Annotated in this window: 18 protein-coding genes and 2 pseudogenes; 5 read left to right on the top strand and 15 right to left on the bottom strand. The window is 41.1% G+C overall.

Going from position 1 to position 20,419, the window contains the following annotated elements; genetic code table 11:
- The coding region (locus SCSH_RS03610; protein ID WP_152972502.1) for an MFS transporter at positions 1 to 885 on the top strand (885 nt) is incomplete at its 5' end.
- Between the two features lie 60 nt (positions 886 to 945).
- On the opposite strand, the gene ftsY is transcribed toward SCSH_RS03610, so the two are convergent.
- The 12 genes from ftsY to ccpA all read right to left on the bottom strand — a co-directional run bounded on the left by ftsY (position 946) and on the right by ccpA (position 15,552).
- On the bottom strand, positions 946 to 2,445 hold the full coding sequence (gene ftsY / locus SCSH_RS03605; protein ID WP_057490529.1) for a signal recognition particle-docking protein FtsY: 1,500 nt from the start codon (positions 2,443 to 2,445) through the stop codon (positions 946 to 948).
- 1 nt (position 2,446) lies between these two features.
- Positions 2,447 to 3,265 carry a Cof-type HAD-IIB family hydrolase gene (locus SCSH_RS03600; RefSeq protein ID WP_057490528.1) on the bottom strand — a complete coding sequence of 273 codons (819 nt, stop codon included), beginning with the start codon at positions 3,263 to 3,265 and terminating at the stop codon, positions 2,447 to 2,449.
- A complete protein-coding gene (locus tag SCSH_RS03595; protein ID WP_057490527.1) occupies positions 3,252 to 4,067 on the bottom strand; it encodes a Cof-type HAD-IIB family hydrolase in 816 nt (271 codons plus the stop codon). The genes SCSH_RS03600 and SCSH_RS03595 overlap by 14 nt, the downstream gene beginning before the upstream one ends.
- Positions 4,068 to 4,153: 86 nt before the next feature.
- Positions 4,154 to 5,212, bottom strand: a complete 1,059-nt coding sequence (locus tag SCSH_RS03590) for a DUF3114 domain-containing protein (protein WP_057490526.1) — start codon at positions 5,210 to 5,212, stop codon at positions 4,154 to 4,156.
- A gap of 381 nt (positions 5,213 to 5,593) precedes the next feature.
- Entirely contained in the window at positions 5,594 to 6,343 is a 750-nt protein-coding gene (locus tag SCSH_RS03585) for an ABC transporter permease (protein ID WP_057490525.1), read from the bottom strand.
- On the bottom strand, positions 6,340 to 7,065 hold the full coding sequence (locus tag SCSH_RS03580) for an ABC transporter ATP-binding protein (protein ID WP_057490524.1): 726 nt from the start codon (positions 7,063 to 7,065) through the stop codon (positions 6,340 to 6,342). Before SCSH_RS03580 ends, SCSH_RS03585 begins: the two co-directional genes overlap by 4 nt.
- 148 nt (positions 7,066 to 7,213) lie before the next feature.
- Positions 7,214 to 7,651: a helix-turn-helix domain-containing protein gene (locus tag SCSH_RS03575; RefSeq protein WP_057490523.1), complete on the bottom strand. Its 438-nt coding sequence runs from the start codon at positions 7,649 to 7,651 to the stop codon at positions 7,214 to 7,216.
- A gap of 137 nt (positions 7,652 to 7,788) precedes the next feature.
- Positions 7,789 to 9,744 (bottom strand): threonine--tRNA ligase, encoded by a 1,956-nt coding sequence (gene thrS, locus SCSH_RS03570; RefSeq protein ID WP_057490522.1) that lies wholly within the window; start codon positions 9,742 to 9,744, stop codon positions 7,789 to 7,791.
- A 540-nt stretch (positions 9,745 to 10,284) separates the two neighbouring features.
- Positions 10,285 to 11,619 carry a glycosyltransferase family 4 protein gene (locus SCSH_RS03565; RefSeq protein WP_057490521.1) on the bottom strand — a complete coding sequence of 445 codons (1,335 nt, stop codon included), beginning with the start codon at positions 11,617 to 11,619 and terminating at the stop codon, positions 10,285 to 10,287.
- A 1-nt stretch (position 11,620) separates the two neighbouring features.
- A complete protein-coding gene (locus tag SCSH_RS03560) occupies positions 11,621 to 12,619 on the bottom strand; it encodes an LTA glycolipid anchor biosynthesis glycosyltransferase, IagA/BgsA family (RefSeq protein ID WP_057490520.1) in 999 nt (332 codons plus the stop codon).
- Between the two features lie 264 nt (positions 12,620 to 12,883).
- Complete coding sequence (locus SCSH_RS03555; protein WP_057490519.1) at positions 12,884 to 14,347, bottom strand: alpha-amylase; 1,464 nt, start codon at positions 14,345 to 14,347, stop codon at positions 12,884 to 12,886.
- Between the two features lie 203 nt (positions 14,348 to 14,550).
- Positions 14,551 to 15,552 (bottom strand): catabolite control protein A, encoded by a 1,002-nt coding sequence (gene ccpA / locus SCSH_RS03550; RefSeq protein WP_057490518.1) that lies wholly within the window; start codon positions 15,550 to 15,552, stop codon positions 14,551 to 14,553.
- Between the two features lie 164 nt (positions 15,553 to 15,716).
- Here ccpA and SCSH_RS03545 point away from each other — a divergent pair, with 164 nt between their 5' ends.
- On the top strand, positions 15,717 to 16,796 hold the full coding sequence (locus SCSH_RS03545) for a M24 family metallopeptidase (protein ID WP_057490517.1): 1,080 nt from the start codon (positions 15,717 to 15,719) through the stop codon (positions 16,794 to 16,796).
- A gap of 41 nt (positions 16,797 to 16,837) precedes the next feature.
- On the opposite strand, the pseudogene SCSH_RS10870 reads toward SCSH_RS03545, so the two are convergent.
- Positions 16,838 to 17,060, bottom strand: a pseudogene (locus SCSH_RS10870) (transposase); the annotation flags it as partial.
- A gap of 653 nt (positions 17,061 to 17,713) precedes the next feature.
- Here SCSH_RS10870 and SCSH_RS03540 point away from each other — a divergent pair.
- The 3 genes and pseudogenes from SCSH_RS03540 to SCSH_RS11440 all read left to right on the top strand — a co-directional run.
- The gene (locus tag SCSH_RS03540) at positions 17,714 to 17,947 is read left to right on the top strand and encodes a hypothetical protein (protein ID WP_057490516.1); all 234 of its coding nucleotides are present in this window, start codon (positions 17,714 to 17,716) and stop codon (positions 17,945 to 17,947) included.
- 152 nt (positions 17,948 to 18,099) lie between these two features.
- Positions 18,100 to 18,279 (top strand): hypothetical protein, encoded by a 180-nt coding sequence (locus tag SCSH_RS03535; RefSeq protein ID WP_057490515.1) that lies wholly within the window; start codon positions 18,100 to 18,102, stop codon positions 18,277 to 18,279.
- Between the two features lie 161 nt (positions 18,280 to 18,440).
- A pseudogene (locus SCSH_RS11440) lies at positions 18,441 to 18,647 on the top strand (hypothetical protein); the annotation flags it as partial.
- A 77-nt stretch (positions 18,648 to 18,724) separates the two neighbouring features.
- Here SCSH_RS11440 and SCSH_RS03530 read toward each other — a convergent pair.
- Both SCSH_RS03530 and SCSH_RS03525 read right to left on the bottom strand, forming a co-directional pair.
- The gene (locus SCSH_RS03530; RefSeq protein ID WP_057490514.1) at positions 18,725 to 19,324 is read right to left on the bottom strand and encodes a CDP-archaeol synthase; all 600 of its coding nucleotides are present in this window, start codon (positions 19,322 to 19,324) and stop codon (positions 18,725 to 18,727) included.
- A gap of 172 nt (positions 19,325 to 19,496) precedes the next feature.
- Positions 19,497 to 20,267, bottom strand: coding sequence for a carbonic anhydrase (locus tag SCSH_RS03525; protein ID WP_057490513.1), 771 nt, complete (start codon positions 20,265 to 20,267; stop codon positions 19,497 to 19,499).
- Positions 20,268 to 20,419: the final 152 nt, after the last annotated feature.

The raw sequence follows: 20,419 nt of genomic DNA, 5'->3' as shown, positions 1-20,419 counted from the left end.
TTTATGATTGCCCATTTCTCTTGGCAGTGGATTTTCCTCTTAACACTTCCGGTTCCTGTTATCGCTTTTTTGATTAGTTATTTTGTTCTGGAAAATTCGGTTAAAGACGAAAAACGCCCCTTTGATCTTATTAGCTTTCTCTTGCTGGCAGTTACACTAAGTTTCTTTTTGATTCTGATTTCCGGCTTGGAATCTGGTTCTGTCAATTGGCTTGCTCTGCTGATTTTCATACTGGCCTGTGTTTTGTTTGTTGTAAGAACTCTAAAATCAGAAACACCTTTTCTGGACATTCGCATTTTGAAGCAGCTTCCTGTCATTTTAGGACTGATTCCTTTTTTTATTTATCAATTTTCAAATTTGGCTTCCAACTTTCTTATTCCCAATTTTTTAGTCCAGGTCGAGCATGTTTCGACCACCGCTGCTGGATTCGTGCTGCTGCCGGGAACTCTTCTGGGTGGACTGTTGGCACCGTTTTTTGGAAAACTTTATGACATTAAGGGACCTAAACTGTCTCTTTATGCAGGCAATATTCTCTTTGCTGTTAGTCTGTTCATCTTTGCCTCATGGGCTGACTCACTGACCGTCATGTTGATGTCACTGGTCTATATCATGTTTACATTCGGCCGTAACATGTCTTTCAACAATACGATGGCAGTCGCCATTTCACAGCTGCCGAGAAACAAAACGGCTGATGCTACTGCTATTTTTCAAATGATGCAGCAGTTTGCAGGAGCTCTGGGAACGGCTCTGTCTTCTGTGGTTTTGCAGCTAGCACCAAACATGACGGCTGGTGTTAAAACTATTTTCTGGGCTCTCTTTATCCTAGTCCTGTTCATCTTTATCTGCTTCAAAATACTTTTTGCTTCTTTGAAGAAGAATGAATAAATCGAAAAACTCTCTGACATTTGCTGCTTTCAAGCAAATGTCAGAGAGTTTTTTTGTATTTTACAGTAAACCTTCCAAAAGTCCCTTCATGAAGTCTTCCGAATTAAATTCACCAATATCATCAATTTTTTCACCAAAACCGATAAATTTCACAGGAATATCAAGTTCCTGACGAATGGCCAGAACAACACCGCCCTTAGCTGTTCCATCAATTTTTGTCAGAACTAAACCTGTTAGAGGTGTTATTTTGGAGAATTCCTTGGCCTGTACAAGAGCGTTCTGGCCTGTCGAGGCATCGAGAGCCAGAAGCGTTTCATGAGGTGCGTCTGGTATGACACGCTTGACAATACGGCCGATTTTTTCCAGCTCTGCCATCAGATTGTCCTTATTTTGCAGACGGCCAGCCGTATCAATCATGAGGATGTCAACACCTTCTGCCAGAGCCTTTTCAACCCCATCATAGACAACACTGGCCGGATCTGCCTTCTCAGGCCCTGTAATGACTGGAACGTCCACACGGCGGCCCCATTCGACCAGCTGAGCGACAGCTCCGGCCCGGAAGGTATCAGCTGCAACCAACATGACTTTCTTCCCTTGATTTTTGTACTTATAAGCTAATTTCCCGATAGATGTTGTTTTGCCAACACCGTTGACACCGACAAACAGCATGACTGTGACACCATTTTGCAGATTGATTTTTTCATTGAACTGGCCGTCTTTTTCATAAATATCAACCAGTTTTTCAATGATGACACGGCGAAGCGCCTCCGGTTTTTTAGCCTTTTCTAATTTGGCTTCGTAGCGCAAATCCTCAGCCAGAGTCGATGCAACTTGAACACCGACATCTGACAGAATCAGCATTTCTTCCAGTTCTTCAAAGAATTCCTCGTCAACACTGCGAAAATTAGCCAAAAAGGCATTCAGACGGGCGCCAAAACCAGTGCGGGTTTTCTTTAAACTGCGGTTATATTTTTCTTCCTCAGATTCTTTCTGACTGCTCTTGTCCGCTTGAGAGAGACTGGTCTCTGTTTCCTGCTCTGAAACGTCTGCCTCGGCTTGAATCTCTTCTGTCTTTGTTTCTGGCTGAACGGCTGAACCTTGATTGATTTGCTGAGCTAGTGCGGCCTTGCGGGCATAGTAATCTGCCATAAAGTCTGCTGAACTGCTTTTCGGTTCAGCTGTTGCTACCTCTGACTCAGGCTGACCAGCCGTGACTTCTTCATCAGCAGCTGTTTCTTTGACAATTTCAGGAGAATCTTCTGATGTCTCTGTGAGCTGATCTGCTGGTTCAATAGAATCTAAAGCTGCTGACTCCTGAACCTCATTGATCTCTGAAGCAGTTCCAGAAGCAGAAGCAGACACTGATTGATCAGTCTCAGGTAAATCTTCAGCTGCAGCAGGTGCTTGTTCTGCATCCGAAAGATTTTCTGCCGCAGCTGACAAGTCTGCCTGTGCTGGCTTTTCATCAGCTTCTGTTTGCTCTGCCGCCTGAGAAATGTCTGTCGTTTCTAAGTTATTTTCTTCTTTTTTCTTTCCAAATAAGCGGTCAAATAATCCCATTTCAATCCTCGCTCAAAATATATTGTTCAATAGCCTCAGCAACGCCGGATTCGTCATTGGTTCGCTCGGTAACAGCATCAGCCGTTTGCTTAGCAACAGCAACACCATTTGCCATTGCTACGCCAAAGCCTGCCCACTCCAGCATGCTCAGGTCATTTTCTTCATCTCCCATAGCCATCACTTCACTTTGGTCAATCCCTAGATGCTTAATCAACAAATTCAGTCCAACTGCTTTGTGAACACCTTTAGGCATAATTTCTAAGATAATGTCCCGCGATTTAAAGACCTCGAATTCTTCATACATATACTGGGGAATTTTTTTAATCTGCTGATCCAAAAAATCCGCATCATAGACAACAACCACTTTGTTATAAATAACATCAGGAAGCTGTTTGAGGCCATCAATCTCCTTAAAGCTAAGCATAGGATTTGCCATATGATAAAGCGAATGGTTGTCTTGATTGCTGATGCTGTAGACCATACCATCGCTCAGCACATCAACAGGCAGGGCTAATTTTTCCATCTCTGTCTGAATAGTTTCAATGTGCTTGCGTGTCATGGCAGTCTTATCCAGAATTTCTCCGGTTGTTTTTTGAACCAAACCGCCATTAAAGGTGATGAGGTAATTGTCCTCTGATATTAAATCAAGTTCTTCCAGCAAATGTTCGATAGCCTTTAAGGGGCGGCCTGTCGTGATAACAACCTTAACTCCTTTTTCCTGTGCTGCTTTGAGAGCAGCCTTGTTTGCAGGACTGACTTCTTTTTTAGTATTAAAAAGTGTTCCGTCTAAGTCCAAAGCCAGTAATTTAAATTCTGCCATTCCTTACCATACCTTCCATATAAGCGATCACTGATTCTTCTTGATGGTGGCCAATAATATCATCTGCGATTTCGCGAATTTCAGCTCGTGCATTTTCAGGAGCAACTGCCCTTCCTGCAAAGGTCAGCATTTCAAAATCATTTAAATCATCACCAAAAGCCACAACCTGTTCAGAACCGATGCCTAAAACTTGGCAGAGACGGTTCAGACCAAAGCTTTTGTTGGCCCCTCGTAAGATAACATCAATGGATTCAAAGCCCGTTGTCACAGCCTGCATATGAGGTAGCTTTTTATTAAGCCAGGCAGTGCCTTTGCTGATGTCCTTTGGAGGAAAATTGGTCGTGATTTTAAAAATATCATCATCCAAATGGTCAAAATCTTTCACCAAGCAGATATTTTCATAATAATAACGCATCTTTTCCACATAGCTTTGTGGGCTGTCAGCCAAAATATAAGCAGCCTTTTTGCCAGACAAAAGCAGCTCTGTGCCTTGATTGTAGGGATTTTCCAAAATGTTAGCGATCAAGGCTAGATACTGTTCCTTAGACATAAAATGTTCAAACAAAATTTTATTTTTATACTGAATCAAACTGCCATTTTCAGCAATAATAGCAATCTGGTCTTTGAAATCCCCAAAAAGCCTATCTAAAGCCAAAAAAGAACGGCCGCTGGCAACAGCAAAGACAAGACCTTGTTTTTTAAATTCTTGCAGCAGCCTCCTTAAGCGCTGATGATTAAAACTGCCAGCTGGAGTTAAAAAAGTACCATCCATATCTGTAGCAATCAGGCGTATGTCTTTCATCAGAATCTCCTTTCGCACGTCACACTATCTTTATTTTATCAAAATTTAAACAACTTTTGGGAATTATTTCCTAAAAGTTGCAAGCCTCACCTTCTTTTCCACCTCAGTTTGAAAAGCTGCCATTTAAATTGCCGCACATGCTTTTTAACCGCCTTAAAATTGCTTTTGTGTCTGCTGGCATAAAGGCCCTTTTTGTTAAAATAACTCCTTTGCCAGTCCTCGACAGATTTTGCCTGACTTCTTTTAGAAGCAGCTTTGGGAGCTTTAAAATGATATTCCTTATTAGCAATAACAGCCGTTCTAAAAGCAGGATCATGCTTCTTAGCAGGATTGACATCCAGCTCCCAATGGCGCTTGTCTGCCTTATTAGCATAGTTAAAGCTGGCACCGTTAATAATCCCATTTTGCGTGACTTGTTCCGCATCAATTTCATTTAGGAAACACCCTTCACTATCAAGGATAAATTCGGTATGGAAATGTAATAACACTTTAAAATTAACACGGTAAGAATTATCTGGATAAACCGTTTGCCCATTCTTAAAAGCCAGTTTGTTGTGAAGTCTGGCAGACTCATTCAGACTATAATCAGCCGTTTTCCGCCAAAACCGCTGGCCTTTTTTGCCTTTTAAAAAAGCAGCCAAGGCCTCCTCATCCGTTATCTTAGCCCTTTTAAAATGCCGGCGAATATACTGGGCCTGCTGGCTGGAGATGACATAGCGAAACTGGTGAATGCGCTTAGCAAAACTTGTGTCAGTACTGAGTTGCTCCCTTGGAAAAACTTCTTGAACCAGATGTGAAAACTCCTGCCAAAAAGCATGATCTGGCGCCAAATCATTTGAAAAACGGCGGACTAATTGCTGATTTTCCTGCAAATCACCAGATAATTCTTTCGGCATAGCAGCCATGTCTAAAACAATCATGAGCAGTTTCTCAGCCTTTTTCCTGCCGTAAGCAGCTTGCCACAATAACTGAAAAACCTGAGAGCCTATGCAAAAATCAGCTGGCTGCAAATCTCTTTTAGCTAGTTGCTTTATATCTTGTCTAGTCCACCCTGCACTTTCCCATAAGAGCAGCTGTTTGGCCTGCTGATAGCGCTTGTTCAGCCCTGTTTGGGAAAAGGCATAATTTCCTAAAATTGACCACATAGGCTCCCTCCTTTCAAAATCATATTATAACAAAAAAGACAGTGAGACGGGAGTGGTTTATTAGTCTTAAAGCACCTAATGAACTGTGCAGGGGTTGGTAGCAGGAATACTAGACGAGTTTTTACCAGCTACTCTTACCGCGACTCATCAGCCAGACCATACACATCACAAGAAAAAACACCCAGGACAGTTTTAAAATCCCAGATGTTTTGTCTGCTATGCTAAAGGTAGCTTTTCTTGCGCACAAATACAGATAATAGATGTTTAATAATCCTAAGATGAACAAATCAAAAACCAACTGCCAACCAAAAGTCGGAATGCGATTCCTAAAGAGACTGCTCAATATCAGCAATAGGACATCTTCCCAGTTTTTAATTTATTTCATGCTTTCCTGCCACTCATGTTAGACTGAAAGGCAATAATAGCAAATACAAAAATGACTACTGTATAAATCATTACATTTGATAAATGAGGAAGTACATGATTAAAATGACCGTTTAAAGCTGACCGTATTATCTCTACGCTATGATAAAACGGTAGAATACTTGTTATTTTTTTGAAGGAACCACCTATTAAATCAATAGGAATAAATACGCCAGATAACCATCCAGCAACATTCGTCAGCAAAGCTCCGCAAATACCGCTAACTGCCTTGTCATTCATAAGGCTGCCAAAAAACAATCCTATTCCTACAAACAACAAAGAAGTCATGGCTGTTATAACAATCGCAAACAAAATAGTGAATCTTATTTCAAGCCCAAAGGCTCCTGCTGCCAATAAGGTGATTGTTGCCTGTGCAATTGTCATCCCAAGCATTGGCAGAGTATATCCCAAAATAAAATCTAATGCCGTCATAGGAGAGGTAAACAGCCGCACTAAAAAGGATGATGTGCGATCTTTTGATAGCAGCATCCCCGCAAATAGTGCCATAAATACGCTCCCGAACATGGCTAGACCCGGTGCAAGGTTTTCTATTTGAAACATCGTGTTCCTTGCTTCAGATGGAATAGCATCGTTGATAATCGACAGCAAAACTAATAGTATAATAGGGAATCCCAAACCGAAAAAGAAAGTGATGGGATCGCGCAAAATTTCTTTTGTATTCCGTTTTGCAAACAAAAACATTCTCATAGTGCACCTCCTGAAAGCATAACAAAGGCGTCCTCTAGCTTTGTGGTTCCGGTTTTTGCTGTTAACTCTGGGATTGTCCCAACCGCTCTTAATTTCCCTTTTGCCATTATACCCACACGATCAGAGAGCATTTCTACCTCATCCATATAATGAGTTGTAAGGATAATGGTTACCTTTCCTTTTAAGGATTTAATTGATGTCCATAATTGACGGCGAGCCAGTACATCAAGCCCTAAAGTTGGTTCATCAAGAAATAAAATTTGTGGATTGGAAATGAGAGCCAGAGCAATAGAAAGTCTTCTTTGCATTCCTCCTGATAAGTGTTTAGCCCTTTTGTTCAATTCATTTTCCAAACCAAATTTTTGGGCTATCTCATAGGCATTTTTCTTTGCCGTTTTACTGTTTTGACCATATAGTCCCGCAATAAGCTCCAAATTTTCAAGAACCGATAAATTAGCGGCTACTGCTGTTTCCTGCGGAGAAATATTGATTTTCTCCTTGACTGCATGAGGGTTTGAAACAATACTGTCATCAAGCAGAAAGGCATCGCCGCTGGTGGGCTTTGTTAAACAAGACAGCATTTTAATCGTTGTCGTCTTTCCCGCACCATTTACACCAAGCAAGGCAAATAATTCACCCTGTTCAACCGTTAAATCGAGATGATCTACAGCAGTTATATTAGAATATGTTTTCGTCAGCTGTCTAGTGACAATAGCCTTCATTTTCATCCTCCTTTGGTACAGTACTAGCAACAATATCTATAACATTAAACTATCACGAACTTCTTTGAACATGACCAGTTGTCAATAGGCCACCTAAACAAAATCATAGCAGCCAATCACATGCAAAAAGAATATCAAGACTGCAAAACTAAGGCTCAAACTGGCTATTTTTTTCATTCATTAACCCCATTTCTTCAAAAGCCTGAATAAAGAAATCGCTGTTTAACAAGGCCAAGCCTCGATTGATATCACCTAAAACCATAAGGCTATCGCCTTTTTTAATGTTAAACACTTTTCTGGCCCGTACGGGAATGACAATTTGCCCCTTTTCACCAACCGTTACCGTTCCAAAAATATACTTTCCTTCCTTAGGTTTACTGGCAAAAAAAGAATCATCACCATTAACCAGCTCATCTAAGCTAATGTCAAAAATTTCTGCCAAACGGCTTGAAGAAATAATATCTGGTAAACTCTCTCCCAGTTCCCATTTACTAAGGGTTTGACGGGATACTCCTACCTTTTCAGCTAATGTTTCCTGAGAATAGCCTAACTTTTTTCTCAATAGAAGAATTGTTTCACTAATCATACTTTTCTCACCTCTTTATAAGTCTATTATAGAGGCAATTTATTCGACTTTCAAGCAAGGTTAGCTGGCAAAATAAGCAATTTTTTGTTAAAAATCATAGCAAAAAAAGAAGCCCCACAGGACTTCTCTTCTTTATCTTATTTTGCTTCTTCTTCGCTTGGACGTGATTTTCTTGCGATATCGGCTAAGATATTTTCCGTGAATTCAGCAATGCTTTCAGTGTGCGTTTGTTTGCTGCCGTAACGGCGGACGTTAACAGACTTGTCTGCCATCTCCTTGTCTCCAACGATGAGCTGGTAAGGAATTTTTTGGGTTTGGCTGGCACGAATTTTGTACTGCATTTTTTCGTTGCGTTCGTCCACTTCCACACGGATACCGCGGTTACGAAGCGTTTTAGCGACTTCCCAAGCGTAATCAATGTGCGCTTCGTTGGAGATTGGGATGACGGTTACTTGCTGCGGTGCTAGCCAGGTTGGGAAGGCTCCCTTGTAGTTTTCAATCAGAATAGCGGTGAAGCGTTCCATAGTTGAAATAACGCCGCGGTGAATCATGACTGGACGGTGTTCTTCGCCATCTGCGCCAACGTATTTAAGGTCAAAACGTTCTGGCAAGAGGAAGTCCAGCTGAATGGTTGACAGGGTTTCTTCATTGCCAAGGGCTGTTTTTACTTGAATGTCAAGTTTTGGACCGTAGAAGGCTGCTTCTCCTTCTGCTTCAAAGTAATCCAATTCCATGTCGTCCATGGCTGCTTTGAGCATAGCTTGCGCATTTTCCCACATTTCATCGTTGTCATAGTATTTGTGAGTATCTTTAGGATCACGGTAGGACAGGCGGAAACGGTAATCTGTCAGATTAAAATCTTCGTAAACGTCAATAATCAATTGTAGTGTCTGCTTAAATTCGTCTTGAATTTGCTCTGGTGTCACGAATGTGTGACCATCGTTCAATGACATTTCACGCACACGCTGTAAACCAGTCAGGGCACCCGATTTTTCATAACGGTGCATCATACCGATTTCAGCGATACGGATTGGCAACTCACGGTAAGAATGAACATGGTGTTTGTAGACTTCAATATGGTGTGGGCAGTTCATTGGACGCAGGACAAATTCTTCACCATCACCCATGTCCATGGTTGGGAACATGTCTTCCCGGTAGTGATCCCAGTGGCCAGATGTCTTGTAAAGGTCAACAGAGGCAATTGGTGGCGTATAAACGTGTTGGTAACCGGCAGCGATTTCCTTATCAACAATATAACGTTCCAGCGTACGGCGAATGGTTGCTCCATTTGGCAGCCAGAATGGCAGACCTTGACCGACTTCTTGAGAAATCATGAAGAGATCAAGCTCTTTACCAAGTTTACGGTGGTCACGTTCCTTGGCTTCTTCCAGACGTTTGAGGTAAGCTTTGAGATCTTTCTTGTCAAACCAAGCAGTCCCATAAATCCGCTGCATCATAGCATTATCAGAATTACCACGCCAGTAGGCACCGGCCACATTGAGCAGGTGGAAAACTTGGATACGGCCAGTTGATGGGACATGTGGACCGCGGCAAAGATCAACATATTCGCCCTGACGATAGATGGTCAAACCACCTTCATCTTCTGAGTGTTCTTCAATCAGTTCAAGCTTATAAGGATCGTTTTTAAAGATTTCACGCGCCTCATCTTTGGTCACTTCTTCACGAATGGATGGGAAATTTTCTTTGACAATCTTCTTCATTTCCTCTTCGATACGAGGCAGGTCTTCATTTGAGATTTGGCCAGCTTCGTTATCGGTATCATAGTAGAAACCATCTTCAATAGCAGGGCCAACACCCAAATGAATATCTGGAAAAAGGCGGCGTGCCGCTTGGGCAAAGAGGTGAGCAGCTGAGTGACGAAGAATAGGCAGGGCATCCTCGTGATCAGGCGTAACAATTTCAAGAGAGCCGTCTTCTGTAATCGCACGCGTTGTATCGATTAATCGACCGTTTAATTTACCTGCTAAAGCCTTCTTAGCGAGGGACTTGCTGATGGACTCAGCGATTTCAACAGTTGTCACGCCGCTTTCGTATTCACGAACAGCGCCATCTGGGAAAGTGATTTTTACCATTGGGGTTTCTCCTTTTATCAAATTCTTTTTTCTTGCCAGCTGCCTTAAGTGGTCGGCACGCAAGCAACCGACTTCGTCGTTTCATTGCTAAAATTGGAGCCTGAAGTCTCCAATTTTGCCTCGTATTGTTATCGCTGCTAACAATACTGTGACCACGGCGGCAGCTGGCGGTTAGAGCGACTTCGTCGCTCCAAGTAACAGTTATCACTGTCCACTGTGGCGCAAGCCTTTGGGACAGACAGCAATGATTGCTGCGCAATCACCCAAGGTAACTGTCAAAACATAAACATAAAAAATACGACATCCTCAAAAGGACGTCGCAACGTGGTTCCACCTTCATTCGTGTACAACAAAACAAGCTTGTTGCCACCTCAGATTGGCTATATCGTAGCCACCGTTTTATGTTTGCATAAAATCGAGGAAGGAGTATTTCTTGATAGGCCTGCGCTTTTTCACCGACCAAGCGCTCGCTAGAAGACCAGACACAAGAAACTTGTCTTCGCTCTTTATTATAGCAGGTTTTCTTAGTTTTTCAAGCCTCTAATCTAGAAAATCGCGAATAGCATTGACCAGACGAACCGGAGCCTTAACCACCTTGACGGATGTCTTGGCAGTCTTTTTAAGGGCAGTAGCCGGAAGTTTGATGGTTGATTTTACAAGTTTGATAGAAGTATCTGTCCTGTTGCCTTCAACAGCCAAGGACAGTTTTTCCTTTTGTTTAGCCTTTTTCGAAATAATCATATCCAGATAAAAAGCAAAAACAGATTTTCCAAAATGCTCAGAAGAGATTTCGTACAACTTTTTCTGCCAGAGTTTGTCATCTTTGGCTGGCGTAGATATGATAGCATCTAAAACAGCATCTACCAAATCAGATTCAGTTTGATAGAGGGTGCCAAACATCTTATCGGTAATCAAATCATTAAGGTAAGGATTAGCCTGAGCGATAATAGGTTTGCCGCTGGCCAAACTTTCAGTATAGGTCAGGCCTTGCGTTTCACTGGTTGAGGCACTGACAAAGAAATCAGAAACTTTGTAATAAAGAGCTGTTTCAGCAGGCTCTACCATTCCTGTGAAAATAATATGATCTGTAACCGCCAAGTCTTCAGCCTGCTTTTTTAAATCGTCAAGATAAGGACCGTCTCCAACAATAAGCAGCTTGACCTTGGCATTTCCCGTCAAAATGTCTGGCAGATTTTGAATTAGGGCCTGAATATTTTTTTCATAGGATACTCTGGACAAACTTAAAAGAACCGTTTCGTCAGGTGCAAGACCTAACTTTTGGCGCAGGGCATCAATATCATCTTGGCTGATATCCGGCCGTTCATAATTTTTCAACTCAATGCCTGTGGGAATAATCCGCTTAGGAATTTTTACAGAATAGCCATCCAGCAAATTCAGAGCAATGCGGCTGGGACAAATAACCCCGTCAAGGTCGCTTAGATAGCCGCGAATGATGTATTTAACCATACTGGGACGAATCAACTTGCCGTTTGCGATGTAGCGAACATAGTCTTCATACTGGGTGTGGTAGGTATGAATAACCGGAATGCGCAGGGCTTTCCCAACCATTTTTCCTAAAATCCCCAAGCTGAATTCTGTCTGAGTATGAATGATATCTAATTTGTAGGTCTTGGCAATTTTATAAGACGCAAAAAGTCCCCGGTAAACAACTCGGCGATCCGTAAAGGAAATAAAGGGAACACTAGGTAGGCGAATGATTGTTGGATCTTCATAACGTCCAACATGTTTATCAGTCGTCGTAAAGATATACACTTCATGCCCTTGCTTTTCCAGTTCTTCCTTCAGGATTTTGATACTTGTTGCAACACCTGAAATCTGCGGCAGATAAGTATCGGTAAAAAGACCTACACGCATCCTACTCCTCCATTACTTTTTGATAAACGCTGACCAATTCCTGAGCTATTCTATCAATATTGCGGCTTCTAGCTACTCTGTAGCCAGTTTCTTTTTTATGACTGCGGCCATCAAGAACTTTTTGAATAGCTTCTTCAAATCCTTCAGCTGTAGTCGCAAATTCAACGTCTTCGTCCGTTATCCAGCCTTCATAAACCGGAATGTCTCTGAGAATAACATGCTGATGACTAGCTAAAGCTTCTAAAACAGCGATACCTTCTGTCTCTTCCAAACTAGGGAAAAAGAAGGCATCCGCGCCGCTCAGAGCTCCTTCAAACACCTCTCCCTTGATGTAGCCAGCAAAAGTGACATTTTCAGGGTGATTTTTAGTTACAATTGCTCTGACATCATGGGGAATAACCCATTTATTAGTTTCCCCAAACCAAATAAAACGAACATGAGGCATTCTCTCAGCAACCTTGATAAAATCCTCAATGCCCTTACGTTTAAAATACAATCCAGCGCAGATAACCACTTGCTCATCTCCTGTCAGTTGGAAATGACGGCGAAAGGCTTCTTCCTTGGCTTCGCTAGGAACATAGCGCTCCAAATCAATACCGTTAGAGACAGCGTAAATGGGATTGGTAATCCCGTATCCTGCGATTAAACGTTTGGAATAGGGCGTAGGGGTAATGATGGCATCAGCTTTTTTATAAAAATGACAAAGATATCTTCTAAAAAGCGGCGCCACTAAATTAGAACCGATAAAGGAATTTCTAAAATCTTCCTCGGTCGAGTGCCCGTGCATAATAATCTTTTTGCCTGATTTTCTGGCACGGCTCATTAGACGCCAGCTTTTATAACCATAAGTATTTATATGAACAAGATCGTAATCATCTTCTGGATTTGTCGTGTACTCAACTCCTGCTAAAGTTAGGGCACGCTCTTGATGTTTGATGGCACGGCCGATACCTGATTTTCTCAGGTAGTGCTCTGCCTCCAAATACAGTAAAACTTTCATGTTTCTAATTATAACACTAAATCTTTTGAGATTCCACTGACTACTGCTCAAATAAACAACCTAACATCTCAATAAAAACGCTGTCAAAACTTCCAAAAAACCAGCAACCAAGCCTTTTAAAGGCTATTTAACTTTCACAATAAAAACTTTATCCGTAAGGACCGCAGTAATAGGCTGGCCTAAAATTTATTGCAAACAGACATCAAAAAAGCGAGGCCAAAACTCTGGCAGCACTGCCATCGAATTTTGTCTCGCACTTTTTGATTACAGGCAAACATCCTTATTCACCCAAACAGACACAGAGCCTGCCTGAACAGGAAAGTCGCCCCAGCCTTGATCATCTAAAATGACCTCTTCTGAACAATTGCCCAGATAGTCCACAAAAACTTTATTCCTATTATGTTCTCCCATAGTCATATGCTTCCAGCCAGCCTCACTGTTGGTCATGACAACAGCCAAACCATGAGGGTGCTCCTCGTCACCCAGATAGGTCCAGCCAATGCAATTTGGATGGTCAAAATAATCCTCCTTGGGACCATAGACATACTGCTTTCTAGCATAGAGAAGCTTATCTAAAATAGCTTGGAAAGACTCTTGGGCAAAGTCACCAGAAATACCATAATAATCCCCATAGAAAACACAAGGAGTACCTTCTTGGCGCAACAGAATTAAGCTGTAAGCTAAAGGTTTAAGCCATTCAGCAACCGTTGATTCCAAAGCTTGGCCCCTTTGCGAATCATGATTATCTACAAAAGTAACAGCAAATTCAGGATTGCTTTGCATCAGGCTGTCATTTAAAATCGTTGATAAATCAAAGTCAGCTCCTCTTTGGCCGGCTTCAAAGAAATTCATATGCAGCATGACATCAATCAAATCGAATTGGAGTTCCGTGTCATTCAGATAGTCAGTAATATCAAAATTGCTGTCCTTCCAATATTCACCAAAAACATAGAGGTCTTCCTTGAAATTCTCTCGAATATAGCGAATAAAATCTGCCATAAAATGCTTATCGATATGCTTGACAGCATCTAAGCGAAAACCGCCGACACCGCTTGTTTCCAAAAACCAACCAGCCCAGGATTTGAGATGTTCTACTACTTCAGGGTGTTTAAAATCAATATCATCATACATGAGATAGTCGTAATTACCATTTTCCTGATCAATATTTTCCTGATTGGCCCAGCCTTTATTGTCCCCCAAAATCATGTAAATACCTGTCTCATTATGCAGGGCATCGTAGTCTACACCGGTAAAATGGTACCAATGCCACTTGAAATCGCTGTAGGTATTTTGCCGTCCCGGAAAATTAAACTGCGTCCAGGCTTCAATCTCATAGGGCTCTGAAATTTTTTCCTGACGGTTGCTGGGATTGACCTTGATTACCTCAAATTTTTCCTTGGCATCGCCATTGGCCTTATGGTTAAGGACAATATCTGATATTGGCATGATACCTTGTTCTTTGAGGGCTCTGACAGCAGTTAAATAATCTTCTTTGGTACCATACTTGGTTCGAACGGTTCCATTTTGATCAAATTCTCCCAAATCGTAAATATCGTAAACACCGTAACCAACATCATTTGAGCCCGTTCCTTTAAAAGCCGGCGGCATCCACACCTTGCTGATGCCGATTTCACTTAAATGCTGGGCATCCTGAGCTAAATGCTGCCAGTGCTGTCCATCATCTGGTAAGTACCATTCAAAATACTGCATCATTGTTTCGTTTGTCATAAGTGCTCCTTTTATAAAAAGAGTCCAGAAGATAACTCCCAGACATCTTGTAAAATTATATAGCAGCAGCCAAGTCCAGACCTGCCACCTAAGCTGCTTGATACCAGATACATCTGTAGCTTGTAGACTGAAAACTGCTGCTAAATCAAATTTCTCAAGGCTTGTACCTGCTCGTAAATACTGGAACTTCCTATACAGAAACTCTATTTGGTTGTTCCCCGTTCGTTAATACCATGGTTAAGAACAATTTCCTTTTCTTCCAGCTCTTCCTTGTTCATAATCTTGGTCAGCATGCGCATAGCCACAGCTCCCAAATCATAAACAGGCTGGCTGATAGAAGTCATATTAGGACGAGTATAAAGAGCGATGGCAGAATCGTTGCTGGTAACAATTTCAAAATCTTCAGGCACCTTCTTGCCAGCAGCAAAGAGACCGTTTAAAAGACCAGCAGCCAATTCATCTTCAGCAACATAGACAGCTGTCGCACCTGAATTGATGACCCGCTGAGCCAGCTTGTAGCCTTCTTGGTATTTATACTGTGCTTCAAAAACAAGACCTTCTTTGAAACTGAGCTTATTATTCTTCAGCCCTTCTTTATAGCCGCTAAGTCGTACCTTACCGTTAATATCATCAATAAGAGGCCCTGAGACAAAGGCAATCTTTTCATGGTTTTTGGACAGCAAATCAACAGCATCCTGTGCAGCCTTCTTATAATCAATATTGACACTTGGCAATTGGTGCTCAAGATCTACCGTTCCTGCCAGCACAATCGGCGTGCGTGAACGAGAAAATTCCGCACGAATCTTTTCTGTCAGATGGTGTCCCATAAAGATAATACCGTCTACCTGCTTTGCAAACAAGGTATTGATGACATTGACTTCTTTGTCATCATCTTCATCACTTGAAGCAAGAACAATATTATATTTATACATGGTTGCAATATCGTCAATTCCCTTGGCTAAGATTGAAAAATAAGCATTAGCAATATTTGGAATCACAACACCAACAGTAGTTGTCTTTTTACTTGCTAAACCACGGGCTACAGCATTTGGCCGATAATCCAGGCGGTCAATAACTTCTAAAACTTTTTTTCGAGTATTTTCTTTAACATTTTTATTGCCATTTACAACGCGGCTGACAGTTGCCATAGATACTCCAGCTTCCCGAGCAACATCATAAATAGTAATTGTGTCATCAGTGTTCATCCTTGCATCATCCCTTCTACTTTGAAAATTACGCTTCCAATGCTATTCTAGCACTATTTGAAAACACTTTCAAGTGAAAGAGTGCAAGTTTTATGAAAAACTTAGCATAAACTTGATTTTTTCCCTCTTTTTTGAAAGAATAGAAGGCGAAAGAAGGTTTTTATATGTCAAAATTAACACAATTAATGCAGATGCTCAAACAGGAGGAAACTGCTGCAGCTGTCCTTTCTGATCCTATTTCCATTAATTATTTAACTGGTTTTTACAGTGACCCACACGAACGGCTCATGCTGCTCTTTTTATTTGCTGATAAAGATCCTTTGCTCTTTTTGCCTGAGCTTGATGCCGCCAGAGCCAGAAGTCTCATTGATTTCCCAGTTCTTGGCTATATTGATTCGGAAAATCCGTGGGAAAAGATTAAGAAATCACTGGCTAAAACTGACTACTCAAAAGTCGCACTGGAATTTGACAATCTTAACGTCACCAAGTTTAAGGGACTCGAAAGTATCTTTTCAGGACAATTTACTGACCTAACTCCGCTTATTAATCGCATGCGCCTGATAAAATCTGCCGATGAAATCCAAAAATTATTGATCGCCGGAGAATTAGCAGACAAAGCCGTCCAAATTGGCTTTGATAATATTTCTGTCAATGCTAGCGAAACAGACATCATCGCCCAAATTGAGTTCCAAATGAAAAAGCTGGGTGTTGATAAGATGAGCTTTGAAACCATGGTGTTGACAGGCAAAAATGCAGCTAATCCTCACGGTATTCCTGCAACCAATAAGATTGAAAACAATCATTTGCTGCTCTTTGACCTTGGCGTGGAAAGCAAGGGCTATGTCAGCGACATGACCCGTACAGTTGCTGTCGGCCAGCCTGATCAGTTCAAAAAGGACATTTATAACATCTGCTTGGAAGCTCAGCTGACAGCTCTTGACTTTATCAAGCCTGGCGTTACTGCCGCTCAGGTCGACGCTGCTGCCCGTTCAGTCATCGAAAAAGCCGGATATGGAGAGTACTTCAACCACAGATTGGGCCACGGCATCGGTATGGGATTGCACGAATTTCCATCTATTATGGCTGGAAATGATATGGTTCTGGAAGAAGGCATGTGCTTCTCTGTTGAACCCGGTATTTACATTCCAGAAAAAGTCGGTGTGCGTATTGAAGACTGCGGTCATGTCACCAAAAACGGCTTTGAAGTCTTCACCCAAACACCTAAAGAATTGTTGTATTTCTAATATTTTGAGGCTTCTTGTCAACTGTAGTGGGGGACTTATAATTAAGCACGAGAGAGAATCAAATGGGTTCTCTCTTTTGTGATGTTTAAAGCAATGAGAATTTTCATTTTGAAATTGTTGAAGTTTCGAAAGCCAAAGCTTGACGTTTGATATCTTTGATGAGCTTGTTGGTTGCTTCTAGCTTGGTATTGGAATAAGAATATTCAAGGGCGTTAGTGATATAAGCCTTGTGTTTAAGAAGGTTCTGAAGATGGTTGAAAATAAGGATAGGGAGGGTTAGGCTTTCTAAAAATCATATTCGAACATGTTTTCCTAACAGTGTGGGCAGGCCAGGCGCTTAATAATCTAGCTTAGCTTGTATTTCGATATGGGTTTGATGGTATAAGATAAACAAAATTTTGATGTTTTTATCTTTCCATCTGCTTAAATCTGTGTACTCTTCAGGTGTTCCATTGAAAAGACAACAGTTTTCTGAACAAAAATTATAAAGTGCTTTTCTAAGCGCGACGAGCTCACACTGTTCACCCGTTAGGTTATCTGTAGTTTTAAAAGAACCAGCTGTTTTAGCCTGTCTGATCCACTTATCAAAAAGAGAAGCACAACGGCCTTGCCCCTCTTGAAATGAGGAACAAGGCCGTTGCTTGATCGTTTATTATTTCACTGTCCACTTGACAGAGAGCTATTCAGTTTCTCAGTCTTTTTGCATGACCAGATTTATTAGCTCACTTAATTAAAAATCGGAATAGTTAGAGGGATATTTTTCTCATATTCCACATAAATTGTCAGAATCTTTTTTTGAATTTTCGTGTCAGACTTGTTAAATAATATTAATTTAGACCAAAACCTCTTGCTTAAGAAAATCCTAAGCGTTAAAATAAATAAGACTGTTTGGCTAAAAATATTTTTATGGAGGAAGTATGAAACTGAATTTAAAACTGACTGAACATACAACCATGTCTAAAAGTACTTTCATTTTTATAGTAATCTATGTCCTCAGCCTAGTTATACTAAGCCGTCTTCGCAAGTATGGATTAATTGATGGAAATGTATTCCTCATTTTTGGGATTATGGAAATTTTAGCAACAATCTATGCTTGGATTGTTTTTATAAAAATAATAATAGGACTATTATCCCATAAAGATTTTGTCTGATATACTTGTAACATGAAGGAAAAATACTATGAACACAGTGACATTAAATTCAATGGCTTTTGATAATTTTGAAACAGTAAACGATACTCTTCTGGCTGATTTTGATGGTGCAGGAGTGTATAGTGCAATTGTAGGAGGAATAGATAGAGGACTTGAATGGGGGGGCCAATGGTGCTGCAGTAGGTGGAGCGCTTGGAGCTGGGCTAGGTGCCATACCAGCTGGTCCTACTGCAGGTATTAGCATTGCTGCTGGTACAAGTCTAGGTGCTGCTGGTGGAGCTTTGCTTTTTGGAACTATCGGTTTTGTTACTGGAGCTATTGATAACTATTAATGCTGGATCTTATTCATTCCATTTCTACTCATAAAATACAGACGTTTAGAGTAGACACGGTTACATTTTTGATTTAAATATAGAAAATACCTTTCCCCTGCTTCTACTCTTATAGGAAGTCAGGGGCTTTTTCTGAAAAAATTACCCATGGAAGTGAGACTATGAACCAAGTCATTTTTATTATCGCAATTGTCAGAGGGTTTAATATCCTGCTAGAACTCATCAAGCACTTGAGATGATCTGGCAGAGGATCGTCCGCCCATGGCTCGCCCCCTCTCTTTTGGCGTCGACGCTACAAGCTGGTTCCTCAGGTCGATACCAGAGACTGTGGCCCAGCGGTACTGGCCTCTGTCGCCAAGCACAACGGCCTTGCCCCTCTTGAAATGAGGAACAAGGCCGTTGCCTAATCGTTTATTATTTCACTATTCTTTTGACAGGGAGCAGTTCACTTTCGTCCCAAACTCTTAATTCTTTTAGCCTGAGTAATCTGCAGAAGCACATCAAGCAGAAAAGCTGCCAAACCGCCTAACAAAACATAGCCAACATAATAAGGAAAAGTCATGGGACTAAAGATTGCAACAACAGCAATACAGCCGATAAAAGAATCCACATTATCTAAAACGATAAAAACCCATCTAGCCTTTCCTTGCCCTTCATGCCCAGCAGGAATATTGAAGCGGCGCTTTATAAAGCTGTTGGGGAGGTCACAAAGCGCATAAGCACTGCCTAGAAGAAAACCAAAAAACAGGTTGAAAAAAATATCATTGTGATAGCCTGCAACCAAAGACAGGGAAAGAAAATGAGGAATAATTCCCAAAATTAATCCCCAAACCACCTGAAAAAAGGTAGTCAGAGCGATCATTCCCCAGAAGCCCTTCCATGTTTTATTGGCTCCTAAAAAGCGCCTGCCATCAGACAAGCAAAACCCGCCGTCAATTGGCTGATAGGTCCAATTTAAAATATCCGATTTGCAGAAAAAACGATTTGCAACTTCAGCCAAAATAACAGGCATGACAGTCACATACATCATCATAATAGTCTTCAAAGGGTTTCTCCTCTTTTTATATAAGCCTATTATAGCATATCTTGGAAAAGTGGGACAGAATGAAGATTAGTAAAATTAAAAGAACCCAAAAATGTTTTCCGGCACGATTAAATCCATAAGACCAGCTGTTCAACTTATCCAATAGTCAATAGCAGCATGCGGCAGAAGAAAATTATTCTTTGATTTCACGTCCATTTAATTTTTGAATTGGCCGGTTATTTTTAAAGCCAAGAGTCTTTGAGAATTTTTTGACCTGAGCTTTGCTGATGGTTTCCTGTTTTTTAAAGACAATCCAGTTTACGCCTTCTGTACAAGGCGGTGTTGTCAAAGACCCTTCAAAATTGTAGTAATCTAAGTCTTTAGGAAACATCTGACTAACAGCAACTGGTTGGGACAGTTTGATTTTTGTTTCTGCCTTTTGAGGCATTTTCTGCCAAACCTGTTTTAAAGCCTGATTTTCCTTACCATAATGGTAAAGAACAGATACAACAGTGATTTTGCCATCCTCTGTTTTATAAACAAAGTGGCCTTCCAGCGGATAGGTTTTGCCATCTATTTGATTTTCACTAGGCGCATGAAAATGGAATTGTTCAAGGGTGTAGGTTTGATTGTTAAATTTTAATGTGTTTTTCGCATTTTCCACTTTTACTTCAATGGTATGGCCGTTATTTTCCTCTTCAGCTTTTGATTTCTTGCTGCTTAGCTCAAGATCAGGTAGATCAACATCTTTGGCACCGGTAATATTGATAGGAGACTGCTCTTTCCCATCTTTAGCAGCTTTATAATCATCTGATAAATCACCCCAATGCTCAGGTGAGGTTTTACCCGTATAACTCCAGTGAGCCTGATGCTGCTGCGAATGCCCTTTGGACGTAAAAAATGCTGCGCTACAGCATACCATTAAAACGACAGAAAGTGTTGAATACATCAATTTCTTTTTCATTTTTTCTCCTTTTATTCCCAACGGCTGCTTTCTTATCCCAAGAGAAAGGCCGTATATTTTAGTGATTGGTTTTAATCCAACCTGCCGTATTTTACTCCTATTTTCAGCTATTGTCAAGAATTTTCAGAATTTTCATCTTGTTTTACTTGCCT

Source organism: Streptococcus orisasini, assembly GCF_001431045.1.
GTDB classification, from domain to species: Bacteria; Bacillota; Bacilli; order Lactobacillales; family Streptococcaceae; genus Streptococcus; species Streptococcus orisasini.
The sequence above is the reverse complement of the archived record's forward strand: the minus strand, read 5'-3'. Positions and strand labels throughout refer to the sequence as shown.